The organism is Prosthecobacter gellanilyticus (genome assembly GCF_007992435.1).
Classification (GTDB): Bacteria; Verrucomicrobiota; Verrucomicrobiia; order Verrucomicrobiales; family Verrucomicrobiaceae; genus Prosthecobacter; species Prosthecobacter gellanilyticus.
This window is the reverse complement of sequence record NZ_BKAG01000003.1, coordinates 196,783-218,790: the sequence shown is the minus strand read 5'-3', so window position 1 is coordinate 218,790 and position 22,008 is coordinate 196,783. Positions and strand designations below refer to the sequence as shown.

The following is a 22,008-nucleotide window of genomic DNA, read 5'->3' as shown; positions in this document are numbered from 1 at the left end:
CCATGAATGCACCCACCTGCCAGACTTGCGGCAAACCGCTGCCCGCCGAAGCCCCCGGAGGCATCTGCCCTTCCTGCCTGCTGCAAAACACCTTTCAAGATGCCTCGGCCACTCCTCCGGCGGCTCCGGAGCTCGAGCTTCAGCAACTGAGCGCAGCTTTTCCCCAGCTCGTGATTGAGGAGATGATCGGCCAGGGAGGCATGGGAAAGGTGTATCGCGCGCAGCAGCCTCATCTGAACCGCACCGTGGCTCTCAAAGTGCTGTCCGCCGAGCGCGCGGGAGATCCGGAATGGCTGGAGCGCTTCAGCCGCGAGGCACGCGCACTCGCGCGGCTCAGTCATCCGCACATCGTGCAGGTCTATGACTTCGGGGAAAAGCCCCAGCCCTATCTGCTCATGGAGCATGTGGAAGGCGTGAACCTTCGTCAGGCCATGCAGCAGGGCGGGCTTACTGCGCGTGAGGCACTGACCATCGTGCCCAAGCTTTGTGATGCGCTGCACTATGCTCATGAGCACGATGTGCTGCACCGCGATATCAAACCCGAAAACATCCTCATTGATACCGAGGGCCGCGTGAAGCTCGTCGACTTCGGTCTGGCCAAGCTGCGTGATGAAGGCGTGCTGCCCTTCAGCCTCACTCAGAGCGGCACCAAGCTCGGCACCCTGGCCTACATGGCGCCGGAGCAGGTCGAGAAGCCAGGAGACGTGGATCACCGCGCGGACATCTACAGCCTCGGCGTGGTGCTCTACGAGATGCTCACCGGCGAGCTGCCGCTCGGCCGCTTTCCCACACCAAGCGAGGCCAGCGGAGTGGATGCACGACTGGACGGCGTGGTCATGCGCACCCTGGAAAAGCACCGCGAGAAGCGCTTTCAAACAGCGCAGGAGATCAAGACCCATCTCGAGGCCGCCGAAAAGGGGCCGATGCCTAACAAACAACTTGCCTCCGTGCCCGTTCGCTGGGTCATCGCAGGTCTGGCGGCGCTCCTGTCGCTGGGTTTGGGCTTCGCGTGGTCCGTCCAGAAAAAATCGAGCAAGGCAAAGGCGGCTGAGGTGTCTGTCTTGACCCCGGCGGAAAAGCTGAAGGCAGCGACCCAGAAGAAGTATGCGGATGCCAAACCCATCCGCGACAAATGCTCCGCATGGATCGCCAGCGCCACCAAGGCTGATAGCAAGGCCGGCCAGGAAAAAGTGCTTCAAGAGATTCGCGAAGCGCTGCAGTCCAAGGATGAAGCCAACGTGCGCGCCGCCTGCTGGGCCTTGAGCGGCCTGCATCAGATTGATTTCGATCACGCACCTTTTCGCCCATTGCTGCGCGGGCTTCTGGAGTCCGAATCACCCGATGTCCGTCAGGCCGCCATCGATGCCCTGACCAGCTGCGGTCTCGAGGAGAGTGATCGCGCCCGGCTCGACAAGCTTGCCACGCTCTGCACGGATGAGGAGCTCAGCAGCCTCATGTTTGCCTACAAAGAGCTTTTCAAAAGTGACTTCACGGGAGCGAATGGCGCGCCTGCCCTGAAACTCATGGAACGCGGAATGGAGGCTGCCCAGCGGGACGGTGGCAGCATGTATGGCATCGACAGCCGTCGTGTCCTCGGCGCCATCTGGGGTTCCAAAGTCTCTCCTGAGATCGAGGCCCGGCTCGTCGAGTGGTCGCATCTGCATGAAGATGCCAATGGCGACATCTATGTGGGGAACTCATCCCTGGGTTACAACACCTTCTACCACGCGCTGAGCGTGGTGCAGAACAAGTCGCGCGGCGCGGTGAAGCGCCTGGTGCAACTGGCCTATCATCCAGATACCACGAATGTCGCAGGCCGCTGCTTCTGGGGCATGAACGGCACGGTGCCGGATCCTGAGGATCAGGCTTACCTCGCAGGCGAGGTGATCAAGCTTCTCGGCCTGCGCAGTGACGGCTACCTGTGGAAGGGCGGGCTGAACATCCTGCGTGGATATGCCACCAAGGATCACATCACCGCTTTGCAGGAACTGGCAAAGCGCGAGACCTTGTCCTCCGAGAACAAGGAAGCCCTCCAGCAGATTCTCCTCCGCCTTCAGCGCCCGTCATGAGTTCCGCCAGCAGTTTCAACACCCGCTGGAGCCTGGTGCAGGCCGCGAAGGGTGACACGCCCCAGGCCCGCGCCGCGCTCGCCGAGCTCTGCGAGATCTACTACCGGCCGATCGAAGCACAGATGCATCGCTGGTTGGGCAATGCCGAGGACGCTCGCGAGATTACCCAGGCCTTCTTTGCCCGCATCCTGCAAGGAAACCGCCTCTCGGGTGCAGCAGAGGGCTCGGGAAGATTTCGCAGCTATCTCTTCGCCGCTGCGCATCATTTCATGGCCAGCCATAAGCGCGCACAGAAGGCCGAGAAACGAGGCCAGGCTGTGACGGAGAGCGCGGAGGACAGACTGCTCGAACTCGTCGATGAAGAGCAACATCCTCCCGATATGGAGTTTGACCGTGCCTGGGCCTGCGCGCTGCTGAACAAAGGCCTGGAAACCCTTGAGGGCGAACTTCGGAACTCAGGCAAGAGCAAGGCCTGGGAAGTCCTGAAACCCTGGCTCGCAGGCACAGCCTCCCATGGCGATACGGCCCAAGCTGCCACAAGCCTCGGCGTCTCCGAAACCGCCATCCGTGTGCAGCTTTCCCGGCTACGGCAAAGGTTGCGAACCATTTTGGAACAGCAAATCGCCGATACCCTGGCCCCCGGAGCTGACTTCCAGGCCGAGGTGCGGCATTTGATGGCGATTTGGAACTAAAGAAGAGGTTTTGAATCTGAAGGGCCAACGGCCCGACACTCCTCAGCCCTGGGCAACGCCCAGGGTAGATAAAGCTGTCCTTTCATCAACGAACCAGAGCGCCGAAGGTGCGACACTCGACTCCCGAGGTTGATATGCCGCCTCCACCTGACTCATGCGGCATTGCTCACCATTCCCCACCAGGGCGTTGCCCTATCTGAGGTGTTACGCCTCTTTGAGGCTCCAAACATGATGGTTGAGACTTTGGTTCCAGAATGTCCTTGCCAAAACAAACTTTCAGAAGTATCTGAAAGTAAGATGAATGATGAAACTCCTCCTCCAAGCCCGAGCTGGGAGCTCTCGCGTGAGGAGTTCATCGCGCAGTGGGGCGCTCTTGGCAGCAATTGGGGCATCAACCGCACCATGGCGCAGATCCACGCGCTCCTCATGACCGCTCCTGAGCCGATGTATACGGACGAGATCATGGAGCGCCTCAGCATCAGCAGGGGCAATGCCAACACGAACATCCGCGAATTGGTCGGCTGGGGTCTTGTGCGGCTGGTGGTGAAGAAAGGTGAGCGCCGGGAGTACTTCGAAGCCGAGAAGGACGTCTGGAAGATGTTCATCACCATCGCCAAGGAGCGCAAACGCCGGGAGCTGGACCCTGCCCTGGCCGTGCTGCGTAAGTGCGCCGAGGAGACGAAGAGCGAGACTGGGATCGCTGGCCGGGACTTCCATCAGCAGATGAAGGAACTGCAGGAGTTCGTCGAGTTCGCCATGAAGGTTTCCGACACCGTCGCCAGCATGAAACACGCCTCCGCCCTCCAGTGGGCCATGAGATTGCTCAGCTAGTTCCCTTTTTTTGACCATGTATTTCATATTTTACTGAAAGTTCAGAACTTACGATTATGAAAACGGACACCCACCCTCGTCATGAACATCGGATGCAGGCCGTCGATCATCTGACCAGCCCTGTGGAGGGTGAGGTGGTGTGGAGTCCGGTGAAGTCGCTCTGGTTCACCACCCATCTCTTGATCGCCGTGGTCGGGGGCTGGTTGACCGTGGGAGTGGATGAACTGGTCGTGTTTGGAGCTCTGACGGTCTACACCCTCTGCGCCGGGCACACGGTGGGCCTGCATCGGCTGCTCATTCATCGCAGCCTTGTGGTGCCGCGCTGGCTGGAGTACGGGCTGGTGCATCTCGGCACGGTCGTGGGCATGGGCGGCCCGCTGGCCATGATCTACCAGCATGACATCCGTGACTGGGCACAGCGGCACCCGCGCAGTCATGACTTCTTCACCGACCAGGGCCCCCTCTGGCGGGACTGGCTCTGGCAGATGCATGCCCGCATGAACCTACGGTATCCACCACGCTTCACGGTGGAGCCCTGGGTGGTAAATGACCCGGTGTATGTGTGGATGCAGCGCACCTGGATGCTCCAGCAGCTCCCTTGGGCACTGGTGCTTTATTGGTTAGGTGGATGGAGCTGGATCGTCTGGGGCATCTCGGTGAGGATCGTCGCCTCGCTCACCGGTCACTGGTTCATCGGCTGGCTGGCACATCACAAGGGTCAGCGCGACTGGCATCTCGAAGGTCACGCGGTGCAGGGATACAATCTCCCTCATCTCGGCCTCCTGACCATGGGTGAGGGCTGGCATAACAACCACCACGCCTGGCCGGAGTCGGCACGCCTCGGTCTGCGCCACGAGCAGCATGATCCCGGCTGGTGGTTCATCCGCCTGCTTATGGCCTGCGGCCTCGCCCGAGAGGTGCAGACACCGGCCACCCTTCCGCAGGGGCGCGCTGAGCGCCATGCGCTGCCTCACACGCGCAAAGCCCGCGCCTCGGCCTGCTTCATGTTCTGAACACATTTCTTGTTAACCCAAACCCGCACACACACCCACGAAAGGAACCAACACCATGAATGAAACCGTCCTCACCTATGGCCTCTACCTGGCCCTCGCCGTCGGCATGACCATCTGGGTCGCCAGAACCCTGCATAAAAACGGCCGCATCTTCCTCGTCGAATGTTTCCACGGAAACACCGAGCTCGCCGATAGCGTGAACCACCTGCTCGTTGTCGGCTTCTACCTCATCAACATCGGCTTCGTCTCGCTCTACCTGAAAACCACGGACGATGTCCTCGGTGCCCGCGGCGTGTTTGAAGCCCTGAGTGGCAAGATGGGCATCGTGCTCCTGGTGCTCGGTGCCATGCACTTCTTCAACCTGCTTGTCTTCACCAAGATGCGCAAACGCGCCCACCTCGCCGCCATGCCTCCTCCCGTGCCGCCGATGCTGAAAGTCGAAGCCTGATTCCGCTTGTGAAGCCTGCGAGCACCCTCGCTCGCAGGCTCCTTGAATCAGGAATCCAGAATCGAAAATCAGAAATCAAAAAATGAACCCCATGCACACTCTCACTCTCTTCTACGATGCCCGCTGCGGTCTGTGCTCGCGGGTGCGGCAGTGGCTCAGCAGCCAGCCGAGTTATGTCAGGCTTCACTTCGTGCCGTATGATTCGCCGGAGGCTGAGAAGCGCCTGCCCGGCATCCGCCATCTGCGCGCTGACCAGGAGATCGTCGTCATGGCAGACTCGGGCGAGGTCTGGCAGGGCGCCGGAGCCTGGGTGATCTGCCTGTGGGCTTTGCGCGAGTATCGCGCCTGGTCGGCACGTCTGGCCGGACCAACGATGCAAAGCGCCGCGCGCAAGGTGGTGCACTGGATCTCGCAAAACCGCATCGGCCTCTCGCGTCTCATGCGCTTCACCAGCGATGCCGAGGTCACCGCCACGGCCGAACGCGAGATGCAGGAGCCCGTGTGCCAGATCCGGCCGCCCGCACTTCCGCGCCACGACCTTGATCTGATCGACTGACTGAAACGCACCATCCTTGGGGCGTATGGACAGCGGGGAAGGCTTGGTCAAATGTAAGCTTGTCACTGGATGCCCGGCGACTTAAAGGCCATCTCTCCTCCTCAACCCATGGCCGTTGTACCTCAAGAACCCGACGCACGCTGGATGCACCTCGCCCTCGACCAGGCGAAGCGCGGAGTCGGCTTGACCAGTCCAAACCCGCCGGTGGGTTCGGTCATCGTGAACCACGGGAAAATCATCGGCCAGGGCTACCATCACAAGGCAGGCTCGCCGCATGCGGAGATTGAAGCACTGCGGGATGCGCAGACCTACAATCCGAAGCTGCTGCCTGGCTCCACCATTTACGTGACTCTGGAGCCCTGCTGCACTCAGGGTCGCACCGGTCCCTGCACGGAAGCCATCAAGGCCGCCGGCATTAAAAGAGTCGTCTGGGGTGCGCTGGATCCGAATCCGCGCCATGCGGGCCGTGCGCAGGAGATCCTCACAAGCGCGGGCATCTCCGTCAGCACCGGCGTGCTGGATGCGGAGTGCCGTGAAATGATCCGCCCCTTCTCCAAATGGATCACCACCGGCCTGCCTTATGTCATCGCCAAGGTGGGCCAGAGCCTGGACGGCCGCATCACCCGTCCACCCGGTGAAGGCCAGTGGATCACCAGCGAGTCCGCACGCTCTCATGGCCGCAGGCTCCGCGCACGTGTGGATGCCATCATCGTCGGCGCCGGAACCATCCGCGCGGACAATCCACAACTGACTCTGCGCGACTCCAAGAGCACGCTCAAAGAGCAGCCTTACCGCGTCATCCTTTCCCGCAGCTGCAACATGCCGGAGACCTCCCATGTCTTCACGGACGAGCACAAAAACCGCACCTGGGTGCTGCGTGACCTCGCCTTTTTGGATGCTTTGAAAGAGCTCGGCCAGCGCGGCATCGTCAGCGTTTTGATCGAAGGTGGAGCGGATGTGCTCGGCCAGGCCTTCGCGGCGCAGGCGGTGGATGAGATCGTCTGGTACATCGCCCCGCGCATCAGCGGCAGCGCGGGTCTGAGCTCCATCGGCGGCGCGCCTCTGGCATCCTCCGTGGAGATCGCTGATGTCAAAGTCATGCCACTCGGAGACAATGTCTGCATCACCGGTCATCCCGTCTGGCCGAAACCCCAAACTCAGCCCGCCGCCGTCCAGCCATGAGCCGCCGAGCTGTGTTTTTTGATCGTGATGGCGTGGTGAACCTCTCGCCCGGCCCGGGCTATGTGCTGCGCTGGGAGGACTTTCATTTCTCGCCGGGCATCATCGAGGCGCTCGCGCTTTGCCGCACTCGTGGTTATGCCGTGGTGCTGGCCACCAGCCAGCAGGGCGTGGGAAAAAAGCTCATGACCCAGGCGGATCTGGACTTCATCCATGCCCGCATGCAGGCCCATCTGCGGGAGCATGGCGCGGAGTTTGATGGCATCTATGCCTGCACCTGCCTGAAGACAGATCCTGGCTGCCTTTGCCGCAAACCCAGCCCCGAAATGCTGGAGCGCGCCGCCGTGGAGCATGACCTGGATCTAAGCCGCAGCCTGATCGTGGGCGATGCCGACCGCGACATCGAGATGGGCACGAATGCCGGTGTTCCCCTGACCATACGCATCGAGAGCGAGAATCCGCATCTCGTCACCGCCACGCACACACTTCCGGACACCACCGGCCTCGCCACCCTGCTGGCGACCCTGCTTGATTGAACGATTCTCGCCATTGACGAATCTCAGGCTGTCCACGATTTAGTCTCCCGACATGACCCGCCGTCCAAATCCATGGCTCATCGGCCTTGCGCTCCTCGCGCTGGGTTGGGCGCAGGTGTTTGGCATCATGCGCGGTTATCTCTGTGATTGCAGCGGTGTGGCGCAGATCAGCGTCTTTGACCATTGCCACGGAGATCATGGCGAAGCCTGTCATCACGATGACACCCCGGCGCACTCCTGCAATGATGGCCATGATCATGGCGACCAGGTGCCCTGTGAGACGCACGATCACGAGCCGGTGAAGGAAGATGTGAAGGCCCAGGTGGCTGCCAATGCCGCCTCCACGGTGCTCACCACACCGCCGCTGCTGTTTGTGCTGCCAGACTTTGAGTTTCGTCAGTTCGTGGTCATCACCACGCTTTCGACGAATGAAGCAACTGCTCCTTTGCGCTCAGGCGTGCCACGATCGTGGCCGCAGATGCTGACGCATGCGGTTGCCCTGCGGATTTGACAATGGGCTGACAGATGCCGTCCACGAATGGCGGCATCCTCCCTGTTTTGCGCTGGCTTCATGCCTCCGCACACACGCATGCATTCATTCACCAGCGCATGCCTATGTCTCGAAATTTTGACCCCGTCATCCCATGTCTTTACGTCTTCTCTTTCTGCTCCTGGCCTCGGCCACGACCACCCAGGCGCTCACTCTGGATCTCTCCGCCGTCGCCGAGCGAGTGCGCCGCCAGCATCCCTCACTCAAAGCCGCGCGCTTTGTCGTGGAGGAGGCACGCGGCCGCCAGCAAGGTGCTGGCCGTCTCTCGAACCCTACCTTTGAAACCAGCTTTCAAAACGAAAGCCGCGTCAGTCCCCGCGCCACCGTCTTCTCTCTCGACCAAGCCTTTCCGGTCACAAGGCGCCTCTCATTGGAGAAGCGGCTCACTGCCCAGCTTGTGCAGGCCGCCGAACTCGAGGTGCACGACGTCGAGCGTCGCTACATCGCTGAAGCACGCACGCTGGCCGTGAAGCTGCTCGCCGTGGATCAGCATCTCATCCAGCATCGTCAGCAGATGGAGCTGGCGCAGAAGCTCTCCGCCTTTGCCAAAGATCGCGCCGCGAAAGGCGAGCTCTCCATCCTCGATTCCGCTCAGGCACAGGTGGATCAGCAGCGCCTGCTGCTGGAGACTCGAAAACTCGAAACCGAACGCATCAGCCTGCGTGGTTCCTTGAAGCCCATGCTTGGACTGGAAGCGAAGGACGACCTCAGCATCAGCGGCGATCTCAAAGCCACCCAACTGCCCGCCACGGGGGCCTGGCAGCAGCGTCCGGACTATCGCCTCGCCCTAACCAAAACTGAGGTTGCGCAGACCGAGGCTCGGCTCGCTCAAGCGAAGCGCTGGCAGGATGTGAGCGCCGGCTTCTTCGCCGCACGCGAGCAGCAAGACGTCACACCTCGACACACCGAGCGCACCGGCTTCGTCGGCTTCCGCATCTCCATCCCCCTTCCCCTTTGGAATCGCAACCAGGGCGAGATCGCCGAAAAGGCCGCGAGTGCCGAACGTGCCCGATTGGAGAAAGAAGCGCTCGCCGTGCAGATCACCAGCGAGGCCAGCACCGCACGCCAGGAGATGGAGGCGAATGCAGCCCTGCTGCGTGAAACACGCGACCAGTTCCTACCACTTGTTATCGAGCAAACCACCAAGCTCGAGAAAGCTTACGAGGCCGGTCAGACCGACCTCCTCACCGTGCTTCGCGCCCGCGATCAACGTCTCGAACTCGAGTCCGGTGCCCTCGATGCCGCCCGCGACTTCCACCTCGCCCGCATTCGCTATGAAGCAGCGACGGGAATGACGAATCACGAGGGAATGTCGAAGTCCAAATGACGGCCAGCCCTTCGAGCTTCGGCATTCATCATTCTTTCGTCATTCGGATTTACTCATTCGTCATTTTCAAATTCCGCTTAAACGCCCCATGTCTTACTACCTCATTAAACTCTTCCTCAGCGCCGGCGTCATCGTCGCCGTCACGGAGATCGCGAAGCGCAACAATGCCGCCGCGAGCATCATCCACTCCCTGCCGCTGACCTCGCTGCTGGCCTTCATCTGGATGTATTCAGAAACCAAGGACTCAGCGCTCATCGGCCGGCACGCCTTTGGAACCTTTTGGTTCGTCCTGCCCACGCTGCCCATGTTTTTGGTGATGCCCTGGCTCATCAAAAAGCTGGGCGGCTTCTGGCCAGCCTTCGGCGCGGGCATCGTGCTCACCATCGTCCTCTATTTCATCACCATGGCCCTGCTGAAGAAGGCAGGCGTCGCCCTCTGATCCACTGCCATGAAGTATCTCATCACACTCATGCTCGCCGCATGGACCTTGTCTCTGCCAGCCGCGGATCCCAAATCAAAAGAGAACCTCATCATCCTCGATGAAACGCGGGTGAAGAATCTCGGCATCCAGTTCGCTGAAGCCGAGGAAACCGACTTCGAGAACACGCTCTTCGCGCTCGGCCACATCGAGGTGCTGCCCGGCAAGCGCGCCGTGGTCAGCAGCCGCATTCCGGGCCGTGCCTTCTCAGTGCTCGCCCTGCCCCATCAAACCGTGGAAGAAGGTGAGGAACTGATGTGGGTAGAGAGCCGCCAGCCCGGTGATCCGCCGCCCACCGTCATGCTTTCCGCACCGATGTCGGGCTTGATCTCCAAGGTGGACATTGCCGTGGGCCAGCCCATCACCGCTGATCAAACGCTCATCGAGATCATTGATCTGGCGACGGTGGAAGCCGCGGCCAAGGTGCCGCAGCATCTCGCGGGCAAGCTGGTTATCGGCCAGACGGCACGCATCCGTGTGTCTTCCCTTCCTGATAAAGTTTTTGAGGCCAAGCTCGCGCACCTCGGCGCTTATGCGGATGAGCAAAATGGCACCATCGAGGCCGCTTTCCACATCGCCAATCCTGACAAGGTGCTGCGTCCGGGGATGCGCGCGGAGTTTAGCATCGCCACCAGCAGGCGGGAGGATGTGATGTCCATCCCGCGTGAGGCCATTCAGGGAGATGCAGGCGGGCGCTTCGTCTATGTGAAGGACTATGAACTGAAGAACGCTTTCGTGAAGACCGACGTGAAGACTGGCGAGATGAATGACAGCCGCGTGGAGATCACCAGCGGCCTGCTGCCGGGGGACGAGGTGGTGGTGCGAGGCGCCTACATGCTCGGCTTTGCCGGCAAAGGCAGCGTTTCCTTGAAGGAGGCGCTCGATGCCGCGCATGGGCATCCGCACAACGACGACGGCACCGAGATGAGCAAGGAGCATGGCTCAAAGAAGGCTGACGGGGATCATGAGCATGAGCACGAGGAAACGGGTTTTAACATGCTGACCATCTTCTTTGCCAGCACCAGCGGCCTGTTGCTCATCCTGCTGATCGTCAGCTTCACGTTCCGCAACCGCGTCACCGCCTGAGGCCATGCTGAACTCACTCATTCGCTTTTCACTGCGCAGCCGGCCTTTGGTACTGGCAGCCTGCATGCTGCTGGTGTTCACCGGCTGGCAGGTGCTGCTGCAGCTCCCGGTGGAGGTTCTGCCGGACATGACCAAACCCACGGTGACGATCCTTACCGAATGCCCCGGCCTCGCGCCGGAAGAGGTCGAGGTGCTCGTAACGCAGCCTATCGAGGCGACGTTGCAGGGCATTGCCGGACTGGATCGTCTTCGCTCGAACTCTGATGTCGGTCTCTCGCTTGTCTTCACCGAGTTCAACTGGGGAACGGAAATCTACCGGGCTCGCCAGATGGTACAGGAACGCCTTCAAGCGGCCGTGGGCAACCTGCCTGCGGGCATCCAGCCAGGCATGACGCCAGTGTCCTCGCTTATGGGGGAAATCCTTCTCGTCGGTGTGCGCAGCACGGATGGCAAGATCGCTCCGATGGATCTGCGAACGCTGGCTGACTGGACCATCCGCCGCCGTCTGCAAAGCATTGGCGGTGTGGCGGAGGTGCTCACGATCGGAGGCGGCGTGAAGCAGGTGCATGTCATGCCCGATCCGCAAAAAATGCTGGCCCATGGTGTGTCCTTTGAGGAATTGGAAAAGGCCGTCGGCCTCGCGGCCAATAACTCGACCAGCGGCTATCTCACCACGGGCACGCAGGAGATCATGGTGCGCAATCTGGGAATGACCACGAACTTCGCGGACATCGGCCGCACCGTGGTCAAAACCGTTGGTGACCGGCCAGTGCTTGTGAGTGATGTGGCACGTCTCGAAAGCGGCATCCAGCCCATGCGTGGAGATGCCAGCGTGAACGGCACGCGCGGTGTCATTCTCAGCGTGGACAAGGCACCGGGTTTTGACACGCTCAAACTCACCGGCCAGATTGAGACGGCGCTGGAGGAGTTGAAGCCGTCTCTGCCGCCTGGCGTGGAGATCGAGATCATGTTCCGTCAGGGCGACTTCATCGGCCATGCCATCCACAACCTCAAGGAAGCGATCCGTGACGGGGCCATCATGGTCACCATCGTCTTGTTTCTCTTCCTGCTGAACTTCCGCACCACGGCCATTACACTCACGGCCATGCCGCTGTCTTTCGCCATCACCATCCTCGTCTTCAAATGGTTCGGCGTGACGGTGAATTCCATGACGCTCGGCGGCCTCGCGGTCGCCATCGGCATGGTAGTGGATGATGCGATTGTGGATGTGGAGAACGTGTTTCGTCGTCTGAGTGAGAACGCTGCACTGCAGGTGCCAAAACCAAAGCTCGAGGTCATTGCCGCCGCCTCGGGCGAGGTGCGGAATTCCATCCTCTACGCCACCATCCTCATCATCCTGGTCTTTGTGCCGCTGCTGGCGCTGGAGGGCATTGAGGGCTGCCTTTTCCGGCCCATCGCCATTGCCACGATCACCAGCATGGCAGCCTCGTTTGTCGTATCGCTCACGGTGATCCCGGTGCTTTGTTCGCTGCTTTTAAATCCAAAAGCAGGTCATGCGCATAAGGACGGCTTTTTGGTTCGCGGCCTGAAGTGGACAGTCCGCCAGACTTTCCTGCGGCTCGCTTTTGCACAGCCGTTCCTTGTTCTCGCCGTCACCGGGACGCTGCTCATCGCCGCGTTCATGCTATATCCTCAGATGGGGAAAGAGTTTCTGCCCACTTTCAATGAGGGCAGCGCCACCATCTCACTGGCCAGCGCTCCGGGCACCTCGCTCGCACAATCCAATGATGTCGGGGATGTCGGTGTGCGCTTGCTGCAAACCATCGCCGAAGTTAAAAGCGTGGGCCGCCGTGCCGGGCGTGCGGAGAAGGACGACCATGTCATGCCCGTGAGTGTGAATGAGTTCGATGTGGAGTTCAAAGAAGGGGGACGCCCACGCGTTGAGGTCTTTAAGGAAATCCGCGAAAAGCTCAGCACCATCCCCGGTACGTTCCTCAATGTCGGGCAGCCCATCGGCCACCGGCTGTCCCACATGCTCAGCGGGGTGTCGGCCAAGATCGCGGTGAAAATCTTTGGGCCTGAGCTCCATGTCTTGCGTGAGAAGGGCGCGCAGATTCGCGATATCGCTAAGGCGATCCCGGGTCTCGCGGACGTGAACCTGGAGGCCCAGGTGCCCATCCCGCAGATCAAGATCGAGGTAAATCGTGAACGAGCGACGGCTTATGGGGTGCAACCAGGTGCCGTCAATGAGCAGCTCTCCACCCTGCTCGGGGGCAAAGTACTCGCCGAGCTTCGTGAAGGGCAGCGCACGGTCGATCTCCTGCTGCGCCTGCCGCCCGAGTACCGCGACTCACCAGAGAAAATGAGCGAGATGCTCATCGAGACGGGTTCGGGCCAGCGGGTGCCTCTGCGCCTCGTCGCCGATGTGCGCGAGAGCAAAGGGCCGAACGTCATCAACCGCGAAAACACCCAGCGCCGCATCGTCATTGGTGCCAACACCAGCGAGCGTGATCTCGGCGCGCTTGTGGCTCGGCTGCAAAAAGAAGTGACGGAGAATGTGAAGCTGCCAACGGGTTACTTCATCAGCTTCGAGGGCGAGTTCAAAGCCCAGCAAGAAGCAGCGAAACGCATTGGTCTCTATTCCATCCTTGTCTTCATCGTCATCGCCATGCTGCTATTTGGCTACTTTCGCAGTGCCTCACTCGCAGCCCAGGTACTCATCAACATCCCTCTGGCACTGATGGGCGGGCTGGCCCTCACTTGGTGGCTGATCAATAACATCAGCATCGCCACTCTAGTCGGTTTCATCGCCGTGGCTGGCGTCGCCGCCCGCAACAGCATCATGATGCTCAGCCATTACCTTCATCTCATGAAGCATGAAGGCGAAGGCTTTACCCGCGCGATGATTGAGCGTGGCACGCTGGAGCGGCTCGTGCCTGTTTTGATGACGGCGTTGAGCGCGGGCATTGCGCTTGTTCCGCTGGTCCTTGCCGCCGGTGAGCCAGGGAAGGAAATCCTTCACCCGGTCGCTGTCGTCATCGTCGGCGGTCTCGTCTCCTCCACCTTGCTTGATCTCGTCGTCACGCCTGCCGTGTTCTTCCTGTTTGGTCGAAAGGCCGCCGCCAAAGCTCTGCGACTCGATGCCGCTGCATCCCATTAATCATCTCCACCCAACAAACCCACCATGAAAGCATCCATCCTTGCCCTCAACTTCCTGCTCGTCGGTTTCGGCCTCGCGCATGAAGCTGTCACCATCGGACCCAACGGCGGTCGTGTCCTTTATGTGGACTCCACCACCACACCCAACATCGAAGTCATCGTCAACAAAGAAGGCCGCGCCGAGATCAGCCTGCTCGACAAAGACCGCCAGCCTATCAAGCTCGCCGAGCAAAGTCTCAGCATCACCGCCGGACCCCGCGCCGAGGCCAAAAAACTCACCATCGAGAAGCAGGGCACCAAGTTCCTCACCGACAAAGTGCCCGATGGCGCGCCCTACACCATGGTGCTCCAACTCAAAGAGGCGCCGGATGCCAAAGCCATCACTCTGCGCCTCAACTACGACATCACGCCTGCCGGATCTGGCAAGCCTATGTATCTCGATGACAGCGTGAACGCCTCCAGTGGTGACAACATCAAGGTTCCCGCCACCGCCGCAGGTATTTGGGCCGAATTGAATCAGCATCAGGGCGAGCTCACCGAAGGTGTCGCTGAAAAGAAGTATGAAGCCATCGATGAAGTCACCCGTGCCTACCCCAAGCTCGCCCATGGTCTTCCCGCCAGATCCGGTGACAAGCAAGCCGCCGCAGCTCCACTCGTCGAAACCTTGACCAAGCACCTTGAGACTGTTCGTGAAGCCAGCGCCACCCGCAATCTCGACCAAGCCAAGCCCGGCATGGAAGGCATTGCCGCCACCCTCACTGAACTGAAGAAACTATACCCCGCAGAAGTCGCCAACGCCAAGCTGGCTGAATAATCCCACCCATACCACATCCATGAAATCAAAACTCATCACCACACTCATTAGCCTCCTCGCTGCCGCTGCCTTCGCGCACAACGGCGTGGAGCGCGGACCGAACGGCGGCCGCATCCTTGAATTCAGCAACAATGAAACCATGCACGGGGAAGTCACTGCCAAGGACGGCGAGTTCCGCGTCGCGCTGCTCGACAAGGACATGAAGCCCGTGTCCATCAAGGGGCAGACGCTTTCCGCTATCAAAGGCGACCGCGACAATCCTGAGAAACTCAAGGTGGAGGTGAAGGAGAACCACTTTGTGGTCCCTATGCTGAAGGGAGACAGCTACGTCGTCATCCTCCAATACAAGGAGAACGACGAATCCAAAAAGATCACCGCCCGTCTGCCTTACAACAGCAACCTCTGCGATGGCTGCGACGAGCAAGAGTGGCTGTGCAAGTGCCCGCCTCCTGACAAGAAGAAGTAAGTCGTGGCAGCGCTTCGCGCAGTCAGGATCAGGCCCCGTTTCGGAAGCCCTTGAAACCAGTCTCATAAACAGAAAACCCGCCGGAGATGTTCTCCGGCGGGTTTTGATGGATGTGAGAGCTGACTCACCACGCGAGATTTATCTTACCGGCCAAAGCCGAAGAAGAAACCAGGGAAGCTGCCGCCGCGACTGCTGCCGTGATGGCTGTGGCCGTGGTCATGATGATCATGACCGTGACCGCGACTTGGCATGCAACGATGACTCACAGTGCGGTAACCATACTGCAGGCAGCCATGACGGTCACGACCGACAACGACACGCTCACGATAAACAGGGCCACTGCAGGAGCGGCAGTTGTGAGAGAAGCTGCGGCTCGAATAGCCGTGGCCATGGCCGTCATAAGCCTGCGTGGTGGAAGGGGTGAGAGCAGCCAGGCTGGTGACCGCGACGGCGAGGAGGGTGATGATCTTTTTCATGATGGGGGGCGTAGCTTGTTTTGATTCGTTGCCGCTGCATGAGCGGCGTGATCATTCAGACGGGAACCACTTCCGGGTATTCGAGTTTCCTGCATTTATTTTTCCATGAGCACTGAAGACCACAACGACTCCGAATCCGGCTCCTGCCATTCCTGTGAGCACGGGCATGACGACACACCACTGCCGCGCAATGCCCTTGTCATTGCCTCAGGCTCGTTGCTCACGCTTGGCATGTCGCTTCATTGGTTAGGCCTCAAACCGGACTTCATCGCAACAACATGCTTTGCGCTGTCGACTCTCGCAGGCGGATTGCTGGTGGCGCCTGCCGCATGGGGCGCTCTCAAGAGACGACGGCTCGACATGAATGTGCTCATGACCGTGGCGGTAGCGGGCGCATGGATCATCGGCGAGGGCAATGAAGGCGCGGCCGTGGTGTTTCTCTTCGCATTATCTGAGCTGCTCGAATCCTGGAGCGTCGGCAGAGCGAGACGTGCCATTGCCTCTCTGCTGAAGCTCACGCCTGAAACGGCGCTGCTGCGCGAGACCAGCGGTCAGATCAAGGAAGTGCCAGTGACTGAAATCGCAGTAGGTTCTGCCGTCAGCGTGCGCAGTGGTGAACGCATCCCGCTGGATGGCAAAGTGCTCGAAGGCAGCTCCAGTGTGAACCAGGCCCCCATCACTGGTGAGTCCGTGCCCGTGGAGAAGAAGGCGGGCGATGCCGTCTTCGCCGGAACCATCAATAGCGGTAGCTCGCTCATCGTGGAAGTGACCAGGGCCGCTTCAGACTCCACGCTCGCCCGCATCATCAAGCTGGTGGAGGAAGCCGAGGATCAGAAGGCGCCCACACAGCGTTTCGTGGATCGCTTTGCCAGCATCTACACGCCCGTGGTGTTCGTGGTCGCACTTTTGGTTGCCGTGCTGCCGCCTCTGCTCATGGGCGCCGCATGGCAGGCCTGGATCTACCGCGCGCTTGTGCTGCTCGTCATCGCCTGTCCATGCGCGCTGGTGATCGCCACGCCGGTTTCGATCGTCTCCGGCCTCACGGCACTGGCGCGGCGCGGCGTGCTCATCAAAGGCGGCGCGCACCTGGAGGAAATCGGCAGGCTGCGCGCGCTGGCGGTCGATAAAACCGGCACCATCACCGAAGGCCGTCCGAAGGTGACAGGCATCATCACTTTAGGTTCGGCGACGGAAGAAGAGGTCCTGCGCAAAGCCGCCGCCGTGGATGTCCACTCCGCCCATCCGCTGGCCCAGGCCGTGGTGGAGGCAGCGCAGGCGAAAGGCATCTCCTTTGGAGAGGCAAAAGACTACCAGTCTCTGACCGGTCGTGGAGCCAGTGCCGTCATTGAGGGTCATCCGCACTTCATCGGCAATCACAAGCTGGCTCATGAGCTCGGCGTTTGCACACCCGAGATCGAGGCGAAGCTCGCCGAGATCGAAAATTCCGGCCAGTCCCTCGCCATCCTCGGTCACACGCCGCATCAGGGATGCGCGGGAAAAGCGCTGGGCATTCTCAGCATTGGCGACACCATGCGCCCCGAGGTCCCCCAGGCGCTCAAACGACTGCATGAGGCAGGCCTGGAGAAAGTGGTGATGCTCAGCGGTGACAACCAGCGCACTGTGGATGCCATTTCCCGGCAGGCAGGGATCGACGAAGCCCACGGCGATCTCATGCCCGAACAAAAGATCGTACATCTCCGGCGGCTGCTTCAGGAGCATCAACATGTCGGCATGATCGGCGATGGTGTGAACGACGCCCCCGCGCTGGCACTCGCCAGCGTGGGTATCGCCATGGGGGGCATCGGCAGTGACACCGCCATCGAGACCTCGGACATGACGCTGATGCAGGATGACCTGACGAAAGTCGCCGAAGCCATCGAGGTCGGCCGTCGTGCGCTGCGCATCATCCGCTTCAATATTTCCTTCGCCCTGCTGGTGAAGGCACTCTTCCTGATCCTCGCCTTCACGGATCATGCCGGCTTGTGGCTCGCCATCCTGGCGGACACCGGGGCGACCCTCCTGGTGATCCTCAATTCACTCAGGCTGCTGCGCTAAGACGATGAACATGAAAAACCCGCCGGAGAAGCGTCTCCGGCGGGTCCTGGAGGGGTGTAGAGTTCACACCCAGTCTTTGTATTAGCGACCGAAGCTGAAGCGGAAGCCGGGAACGCTCACACGGCCATAACCTGGGTGATGATGCCCGGGGTGGTAACCGGGCTGGTAACCGCGGGGATAGCCATAGCCGTACGCCGGATAGCTGTAGCCGGGTCCAGAATAGGCATTGCATCGATGAGGGAGGACTTGCCAGGATTTGACGGCCTTGCCATGGCTGGTGCGATCAATCACGATATGACGGCGGTAGATCGCTCCTCCGCAATATTCGCAGTGTTTCCAGTATTGTGCGCCGCTATCGCGTGCCTGGCTGCTGACGGGAGCCATCACGGACAGACCAACGCCAAGGGCGAGCAGGAATGTGATGAACTTTTTCATAAAGGAGGGTGTTTGAGGGTTTTTCGATTCTTCAATGCCGCAGTGCGGCTTCTTGAATACTCTGACGCAGTCCCCAACCGGCTATTCATTCTTCCCCTGATCTCATGCCTGCCGCCACATCCAGAGCTGGCAAAATCTGGACACCCTGATGGCCCGATCGCCCTTCTTCCTGAAGGAATCACTAGATCCGGAGCCTTTGCCGGGTTTTTTGCAGTCCTCAGTCCCTCCTACCAAACCATGTCCTACCAAAAGAACGCCGAAGCCCAGGGTATCACCTTTGCCAAACAAACTCCTGGTTATCTCAATCTCTGCATCCGCTCGGGAAACCAGCTCATCACCTCTGGTCACGTCAGTGATCTGAAGGGCAAGCTGGGTGCCGGAGTGAGCGTGGACCAGGGTTACCAGGCCGCGCGAAACTGCGCCGAAAAGATCCTCAACTCCGTCTGGAACACCTACGGCACGCTGGATGGCCTCCGCGTGATCAAAGTGCTCGGCTGCGTGAACTCCACCCTGGAGTTCAGTGACCAGCACCTTGTCATCAACGGCTGCTCTGACCTCCTCCACACCATTTTTGGCAAGGATGGGGACGGCTACCACGCCCGCAGCGCCCTCGGTTTCGCCCAGCTGCCCACGGGAGCCGCTGTGGAAGTGGAGGCCATCTTCGAGATCGTCGCATAGCGTTTTTCTCGAAAACGAACCTTTTCAAAAGGTTCACGGGCGGGCTTTGGGTCCGTTTTCGCCCTTCGGGAAAGATGGGGGAGCCCTAACAGGTTGAGTCACAAAGTTCTATTAGCTTAACTAAAATGTGAACAACTCAATAATTTTCAGAAAAAGATGCTTGGCAATGGCACGCCGAGTGCTTAAATAAGCGAATACGGTGGGAGGTCTCCCGGACCAACCTCCATCCACATCAACAAAACTAAATCGACCATCAATACATGAAAAGCATGACCTCCGTCATCACGAAGTCGGCTCTCGTTCTCGCTGCTTGCGCTAGCATGAACGCGTTCGCTGGCCCTTCCGCCAAGGCTCCCGCCCCGGCTCCAGAACCCGAAAACAACGCTCTGTTCGACACCCTGGGTGCTACCCTGGAAGTCGGCTATGATACACGCTACTACTTCCGTGGCCTGTATTTCGCTGACAACACCGTCTGGACCGGCCTGAACATCAGCATCCCGCTGACTGAGCAGCTGTCCCTCGGCCTCGGCGCTCTCTACACCACCACGGTTGAGACCACCGTCCCTGACACCACCGGCCTTAACAACGGCGTGGGTGACTTCGACTACTCCGAGCTCGACCTGAGCGCATCCCTGACCTACGACGCTGGCTTCGCCAAGTTCGGTCTGGTGTACACTCACTATGAGTTCTTCGACACCTTCTCTGGTTCCGTGTTCGGCGCTTCCGCCGGCCAGGACGAAGGCGCTCTTACCGGCGCTGACGAAGTGGGTCTGACGATGGCAACCTCCGTGGGTCCAGTGAACCTCTACGGTGGCTACTTCTATGACTTCCGCATCGGTGGCCAGTATTTCGAAGTGGGTGCAGACCTGCCAATCGAAATCACGCCATGGCTGAGCATCGTTCCTGCCGTCAAGACAGGTTACGCTCTCAACTACTACACCGACGGTGTGAATCCTAACGCTCACCCAAGCGGCTTCAGCCACGTCATCCCTTCCGTCTCCGCTCCAATCAAGCTGACCAAGACGGCAACCCTCACCCCTTATGTTGCTTACAACATCTCCCTCGGCGCTCGTCATCAGCTGAACGCCCAGGACAGCGAGTTCTTCGGCGGCGTGAAGCTCGGCGTGACCTTCTAATTTGTCGGGGTCTGATCTGACTCCTTCATTCCAAACTCCCGACCAGTGTTCCTGGTCGGGAGTTTCTTTTTAGGCCCTTCCTTTCATTTGCGGGAAGGGCTTTTTGTTAGGGCCTCTCGCGAAACCTATTTCCGAAAATGGAAGCGCTGAAAGCGGAGGTGCTTTGCAGGATGCCCTACCCGGACATGCAGGCAGGGTAGTTCCATTCCTGGTTAGGCAACTTGGCGTTTCGCACCGGGAGGAGAGGGGCGCATCGACACTTCCCTCCTCTGGCCGGATTGGCGCGCCAACGGCGCCCACCATACCAGCCTGGGGCGTCAAGCCCCAGGTCTCATGCCCGCCACGGCACCAAGCGCTGAAAGCGCGCCCCATGAGTCAGCGGCTTGAACAAACTCCCCTCACAGCGCCACACCCGACTGGCGCTGATACACCAGCAACTGCCCCTTCTGCCCTGGACGACGAACCACTTCCTGCTCGCGCACCAGCTTCCACGCCGCGCCCGCGCCCTTCATGGCCTGCTCCAGCAGACGATCATGAGACCGGCGGAGGTTGTCAGCGACGGAGAGGTCCACCATGACCCAGGTGATTTTCCGGTCATCCAGCAGACGTAAAACGGCCTCCGGCGTGTCTGCCGCCGTTTTGTAGCCGCGGCCCATCCAGTCACTGGAGGCCAGTTGCTGCCCGCCGCGATACACATGCAGATGCGATGGCGCCCGGAGATCGCTTTGAAAAGCCCCCGCGGCCACCACGGCACCCTCGCCACGCGGATCAGAACTGATCAGCCAGTTTTCCTCAGGCTCACCCACCGTCGGAGGACCTGCCAGACGAGCCGCTTCCGCGAACCCGTGCACCTCCTTCTCCGGCAGTGCCGCCACCAGATAAAAACCCACCAGCAAAATGACCGTGCCCGCGATCAACTGGGAGCGATACGACAAAAATCGCATCACGTGCTGTGCACCATAGGCCGCGGCGAGCATGACCACCGGCATCAGCGTCAAAAGATAACGTGTGGTTAGGCCCACCGGCACCAGGACCAGGATGGCGCTCGTGCCGGCCATCAAGGCCCAGAGAGTGGCCGCCTCGGCCGTCACGGCCCGGTTGCGCACCGCGTTACGGATGCTGACCAGGATGCCAAAAATCCCCAGCACCGTGAGGCCCCAGCCAAACACCAGCGGCATCGAGTTCAGATAGTACGGGATCGCCTCCACCACATACTGCACCGGGGTCTTGTCCGTCATGCCTTCCTTCGAGATCTTTGTGGAGTAGAGCATCCACGGACCTGCGAGCAGTCCCACCGGCAGCGCGGCGCACCACCACGAGGGCGTCTTGATCAGCCGCCATTGCCCGGTCAGCAGCGTGGCCATCGGCGGCAGCACACAGAGCAGCATTCCCGAACCTTTGGTTAGGATCGCCGCTGCCGCGATGCAGCCCCACCACAGTGCTTTCTTGACCGTCGGTTCGCGCAGATAGCTCACCCAGGCAAACACCGCCCAGAGGCACAGTACCGCCAGCAGCACGTCTGACATGATGTGCTGCACCAGTTTGAGGGAGAGAGGCAGCGCGCAGCCCAGCATCGCCGCCACCGCCGCCAGCCAGGAGGGCAGAAACCGCCGCCCGAGCAGCCAGGTCTGCGCCACCAGCACAGCCATCAGGAAGGCCTGCAGCAGAAACAGCGCCTCGGGCGAATCACGGAGCATCAGCACCGGCCCGGCCACAAGGTAATAAAAGGGCGGGAAGTGCCCCAACGCCACACGCGGGTAGTGCTCATAGTAGTCCTTGGCGAACTTCATCGGCATCTGGCCCTGACCGAGCCCATCTACCACATAGTCCCGGATCATGAGAGCCGTCACCGCATGCGCGGCCTCATCTGGGTCACCGCCGAGGTCGGACTGCAGCACCCCTGTCTGGCTGCAAAAGACCCACAGCGCCGCGAAGGTGACGAGCAGGATCACCACAAACAGTGGCAGGTCAGAAGACCGGGAAACATCCCGGGGGAGCACGGGGTCAGGCATGGAGCCTGACACTTCAAGGGCGCTCCTGCCAAGTCAACGCTTGAAACCGCA

General features: G+C 60.3%; 21 protein-coding genes. 18 read left to right on the top strand and 3 right to left on the bottom strand.

Annotated elements, in window-relative coordinates:
* Positions 1–2 precede the first annotated feature (2 nt).
* The 15 genes from BGE01nite_RS03880 (at position 3) to BGE01nite_RS03810 (ending at position 15,165) form a co-directional block, all read left to right on the top strand.
* Entirely contained in the window at positions 3–2,069 is a 2,067-nt protein-coding gene (locus BGE01nite_RS03880) for a serine/threonine-protein kinase (RefSeq protein ID WP_146848953.1), read from the top strand.
* A complete protein-coding gene (locus tag BGE01nite_RS03875) occupies positions 2,066–2,761 on the top strand; it encodes an RNA polymerase sigma factor (RefSeq protein ID WP_146848952.1) in 696 nt (231 codons plus the stop codon). The genes BGE01nite_RS03880 and BGE01nite_RS03875 overlap by 4 nt, the downstream gene beginning before the upstream one ends.
* 297 nt (positions 2,762–3,058) lie before the next feature.
* A complete protein-coding gene (locus BGE01nite_RS03870; protein ID WP_146848951.1) occupies positions 3,059–3,592 on the top strand; it encodes a GbsR/MarR family transcriptional regulator in 534 nt (177 codons plus the stop codon).
* A gap of 56 nt (positions 3,593–3,648) precedes the next feature.
* Entirely contained in the window at positions 3,649–4,605 is a 957-nt protein-coding gene (locus BGE01nite_RS03865; protein ID WP_146848950.1) for an acyl-CoA desaturase, read from the top strand.
* 55 nt (positions 4,606–4,660) lie between these two features.
* Positions 4,661–5,053: a hypothetical protein gene (locus BGE01nite_RS03860; RefSeq protein ID WP_146848949.1), complete on the top strand. Its 393-nt coding sequence runs from the start codon at positions 4,661–4,663 to the stop codon at positions 5,051–5,053.
* Between the two features lie 91 nt (positions 5,054–5,144).
* Positions 5,145–5,609, top strand: a complete 465-nt coding sequence (locus tag BGE01nite_RS03855) for a thiol-disulfide oxidoreductase DCC family protein (RefSeq protein WP_170266572.1) — start codon at positions 5,145–5,147, stop codon at positions 5,607–5,609.
* A gap of 108 nt (positions 5,610–5,717) precedes the next feature.
* Entirely contained in the window at positions 5,718–6,791 is a 1,074-nt protein-coding gene (gene ribD / locus BGE01nite_RS03850) for a bifunctional diaminohydroxyphosphoribosylaminopyrimidine deaminase/5-amino-6-(5-phosphoribosylamino)uracil reductase RibD (protein ID WP_146848947.1), read from the top strand.
* The gene (locus BGE01nite_RS03845) at positions 6,788–7,324 is read left to right on the top strand and encodes a D-glycero-alpha-D-manno-heptose-1,7-bisphosphate 7-phosphatase (protein WP_146848946.1); all 537 of its coding nucleotides are present in this window, start codon (positions 6,788–6,790) and stop codon (positions 7,322–7,324) included. The genes ribD and BGE01nite_RS03845 overlap by 4 nt, the downstream gene beginning before the upstream one ends.
* 52 nt (positions 7,325–7,376) lie before the next feature.
* Complete coding sequence (locus BGE01nite_RS03840) at positions 7,377–7,835, top strand: hypothetical protein (protein WP_146848945.1); 459 nt, start codon at positions 7,377–7,379, stop codon at positions 7,833–7,835.
* A gap of 133 nt (positions 7,836–7,968) precedes the next feature.
* A complete protein-coding gene (locus BGE01nite_RS03835; RefSeq protein WP_146848944.1) occupies positions 7,969–9,201 on the top strand; it encodes a TolC family protein in 1,233 nt (410 codons plus the stop codon).
* Between the two features lie 88 nt (positions 9,202–9,289).
* Positions 9,290–9,640, top strand: coding sequence for a DUF3147 family protein (locus BGE01nite_RS03830; protein ID WP_146848943.1), 351 nt, complete (start codon positions 9,290–9,292; stop codon positions 9,638–9,640).
* A gap of 9 nt (positions 9,641–9,649) precedes the next feature.
* Positions 9,650–10,765: an efflux RND transporter periplasmic adaptor subunit gene (locus tag BGE01nite_RS03825; RefSeq protein ID WP_146848942.1), complete on the top strand. Its 1,116-nt coding sequence runs from the start codon at positions 9,650–9,652 to the stop codon at positions 10,763–10,765.
* A 4-nt stretch (positions 10,766–10,769) separates the two neighbouring features.
* Positions 10,770–13,886, top strand: a complete 3,117-nt coding sequence (locus BGE01nite_RS03820) for an efflux RND transporter permease subunit (RefSeq protein WP_146848941.1) — start codon at positions 10,770–10,772, stop codon at positions 13,884–13,886.
* A gap of 24 nt (positions 13,887–13,910) precedes the next feature.
* Positions 13,911–14,699 (top strand): hypothetical protein, encoded by a 789-nt coding sequence (locus BGE01nite_RS03815; RefSeq protein WP_146848940.1) that lies wholly within the window; start codon positions 13,911–13,913, stop codon positions 14,697–14,699.
* 19 nt (positions 14,700–14,718) lie between these two features.
* On the top strand, positions 14,719–15,165 hold the full coding sequence (locus BGE01nite_RS03810; protein WP_146848939.1) for a hypothetical protein: 447 nt from the start codon (positions 14,719–14,721) through the stop codon (positions 15,163–15,165).
* Between the two features lie 143 nt (positions 15,166–15,308).
* Here the strand turns inward: BGE01nite_RS03810 and BGE01nite_RS03805 are convergent, their stop codons facing one another.
* On the bottom strand, positions 15,309–15,641 hold the full coding sequence (locus tag BGE01nite_RS03805) for a hypothetical protein (RefSeq protein WP_146848938.1): 333 nt from the start codon (positions 15,639–15,641) through the stop codon (positions 15,309–15,311).
* A 105-nt stretch (positions 15,642–15,746) separates the two neighbouring features.
* Here BGE01nite_RS03805 and BGE01nite_RS03800 point away from each other — a divergent pair, with 105 nt between their 5' ends.
* Entirely contained in the window at positions 15,747–17,696 is a 1,950-nt protein-coding gene (locus tag BGE01nite_RS03800) for a heavy metal translocating P-type ATPase (RefSeq protein WP_146848937.1), read from the top strand.
* 81 nt (positions 17,697–17,777) lie between these two features.
* Here the strand turns inward: BGE01nite_RS03800 and BGE01nite_RS03795 are convergent, their stop codons facing one another.
* A complete protein-coding gene (locus BGE01nite_RS03795) occupies positions 17,778–18,131 on the bottom strand; it encodes a hypothetical protein (RefSeq protein WP_146848936.1) in 354 nt (117 codons plus the stop codon).
* Between the two features lie 237 nt (positions 18,132–18,368).
* On the opposite strand from BGE01nite_RS03795, the gene BGE01nite_RS03790 reads away from it, so the two are divergent.
* Both BGE01nite_RS03790 and BGE01nite_RS03785 read left to right on the top strand, forming a co-directional pair.
* Positions 18,369–18,809, top strand: coding sequence for a RidA family protein (locus BGE01nite_RS03790; protein ID WP_146848935.1), 441 nt, complete (start codon positions 18,369–18,371; stop codon positions 18,807–18,809).
* A gap of 269 nt (positions 18,810–19,078) precedes the next feature.
* The gene (locus BGE01nite_RS03785) at positions 19,079–19,945 is read left to right on the top strand and encodes a hypothetical protein (RefSeq protein ID WP_218032887.1); all 867 of its coding nucleotides are present in this window, start codon (positions 19,079–19,081) and stop codon (positions 19,943–19,945) included.
* Between the two features lie 398 nt (positions 19,946–20,343).
* Here the strand turns inward: BGE01nite_RS03785 and BGE01nite_RS03780 are convergent, their stop codons facing one another.
* Positions 20,344–21,957 carry a glycosyltransferase family 39 protein gene (locus BGE01nite_RS03780; protein ID WP_146848933.1) on the bottom strand — a complete coding sequence of 538 codons (1,614 nt, stop codon included), beginning with the start codon at positions 21,955–21,957 and terminating at the stop codon, positions 20,344–20,346.
* Positions 21,958–22,008 lie beyond the last annotated feature (51 nt).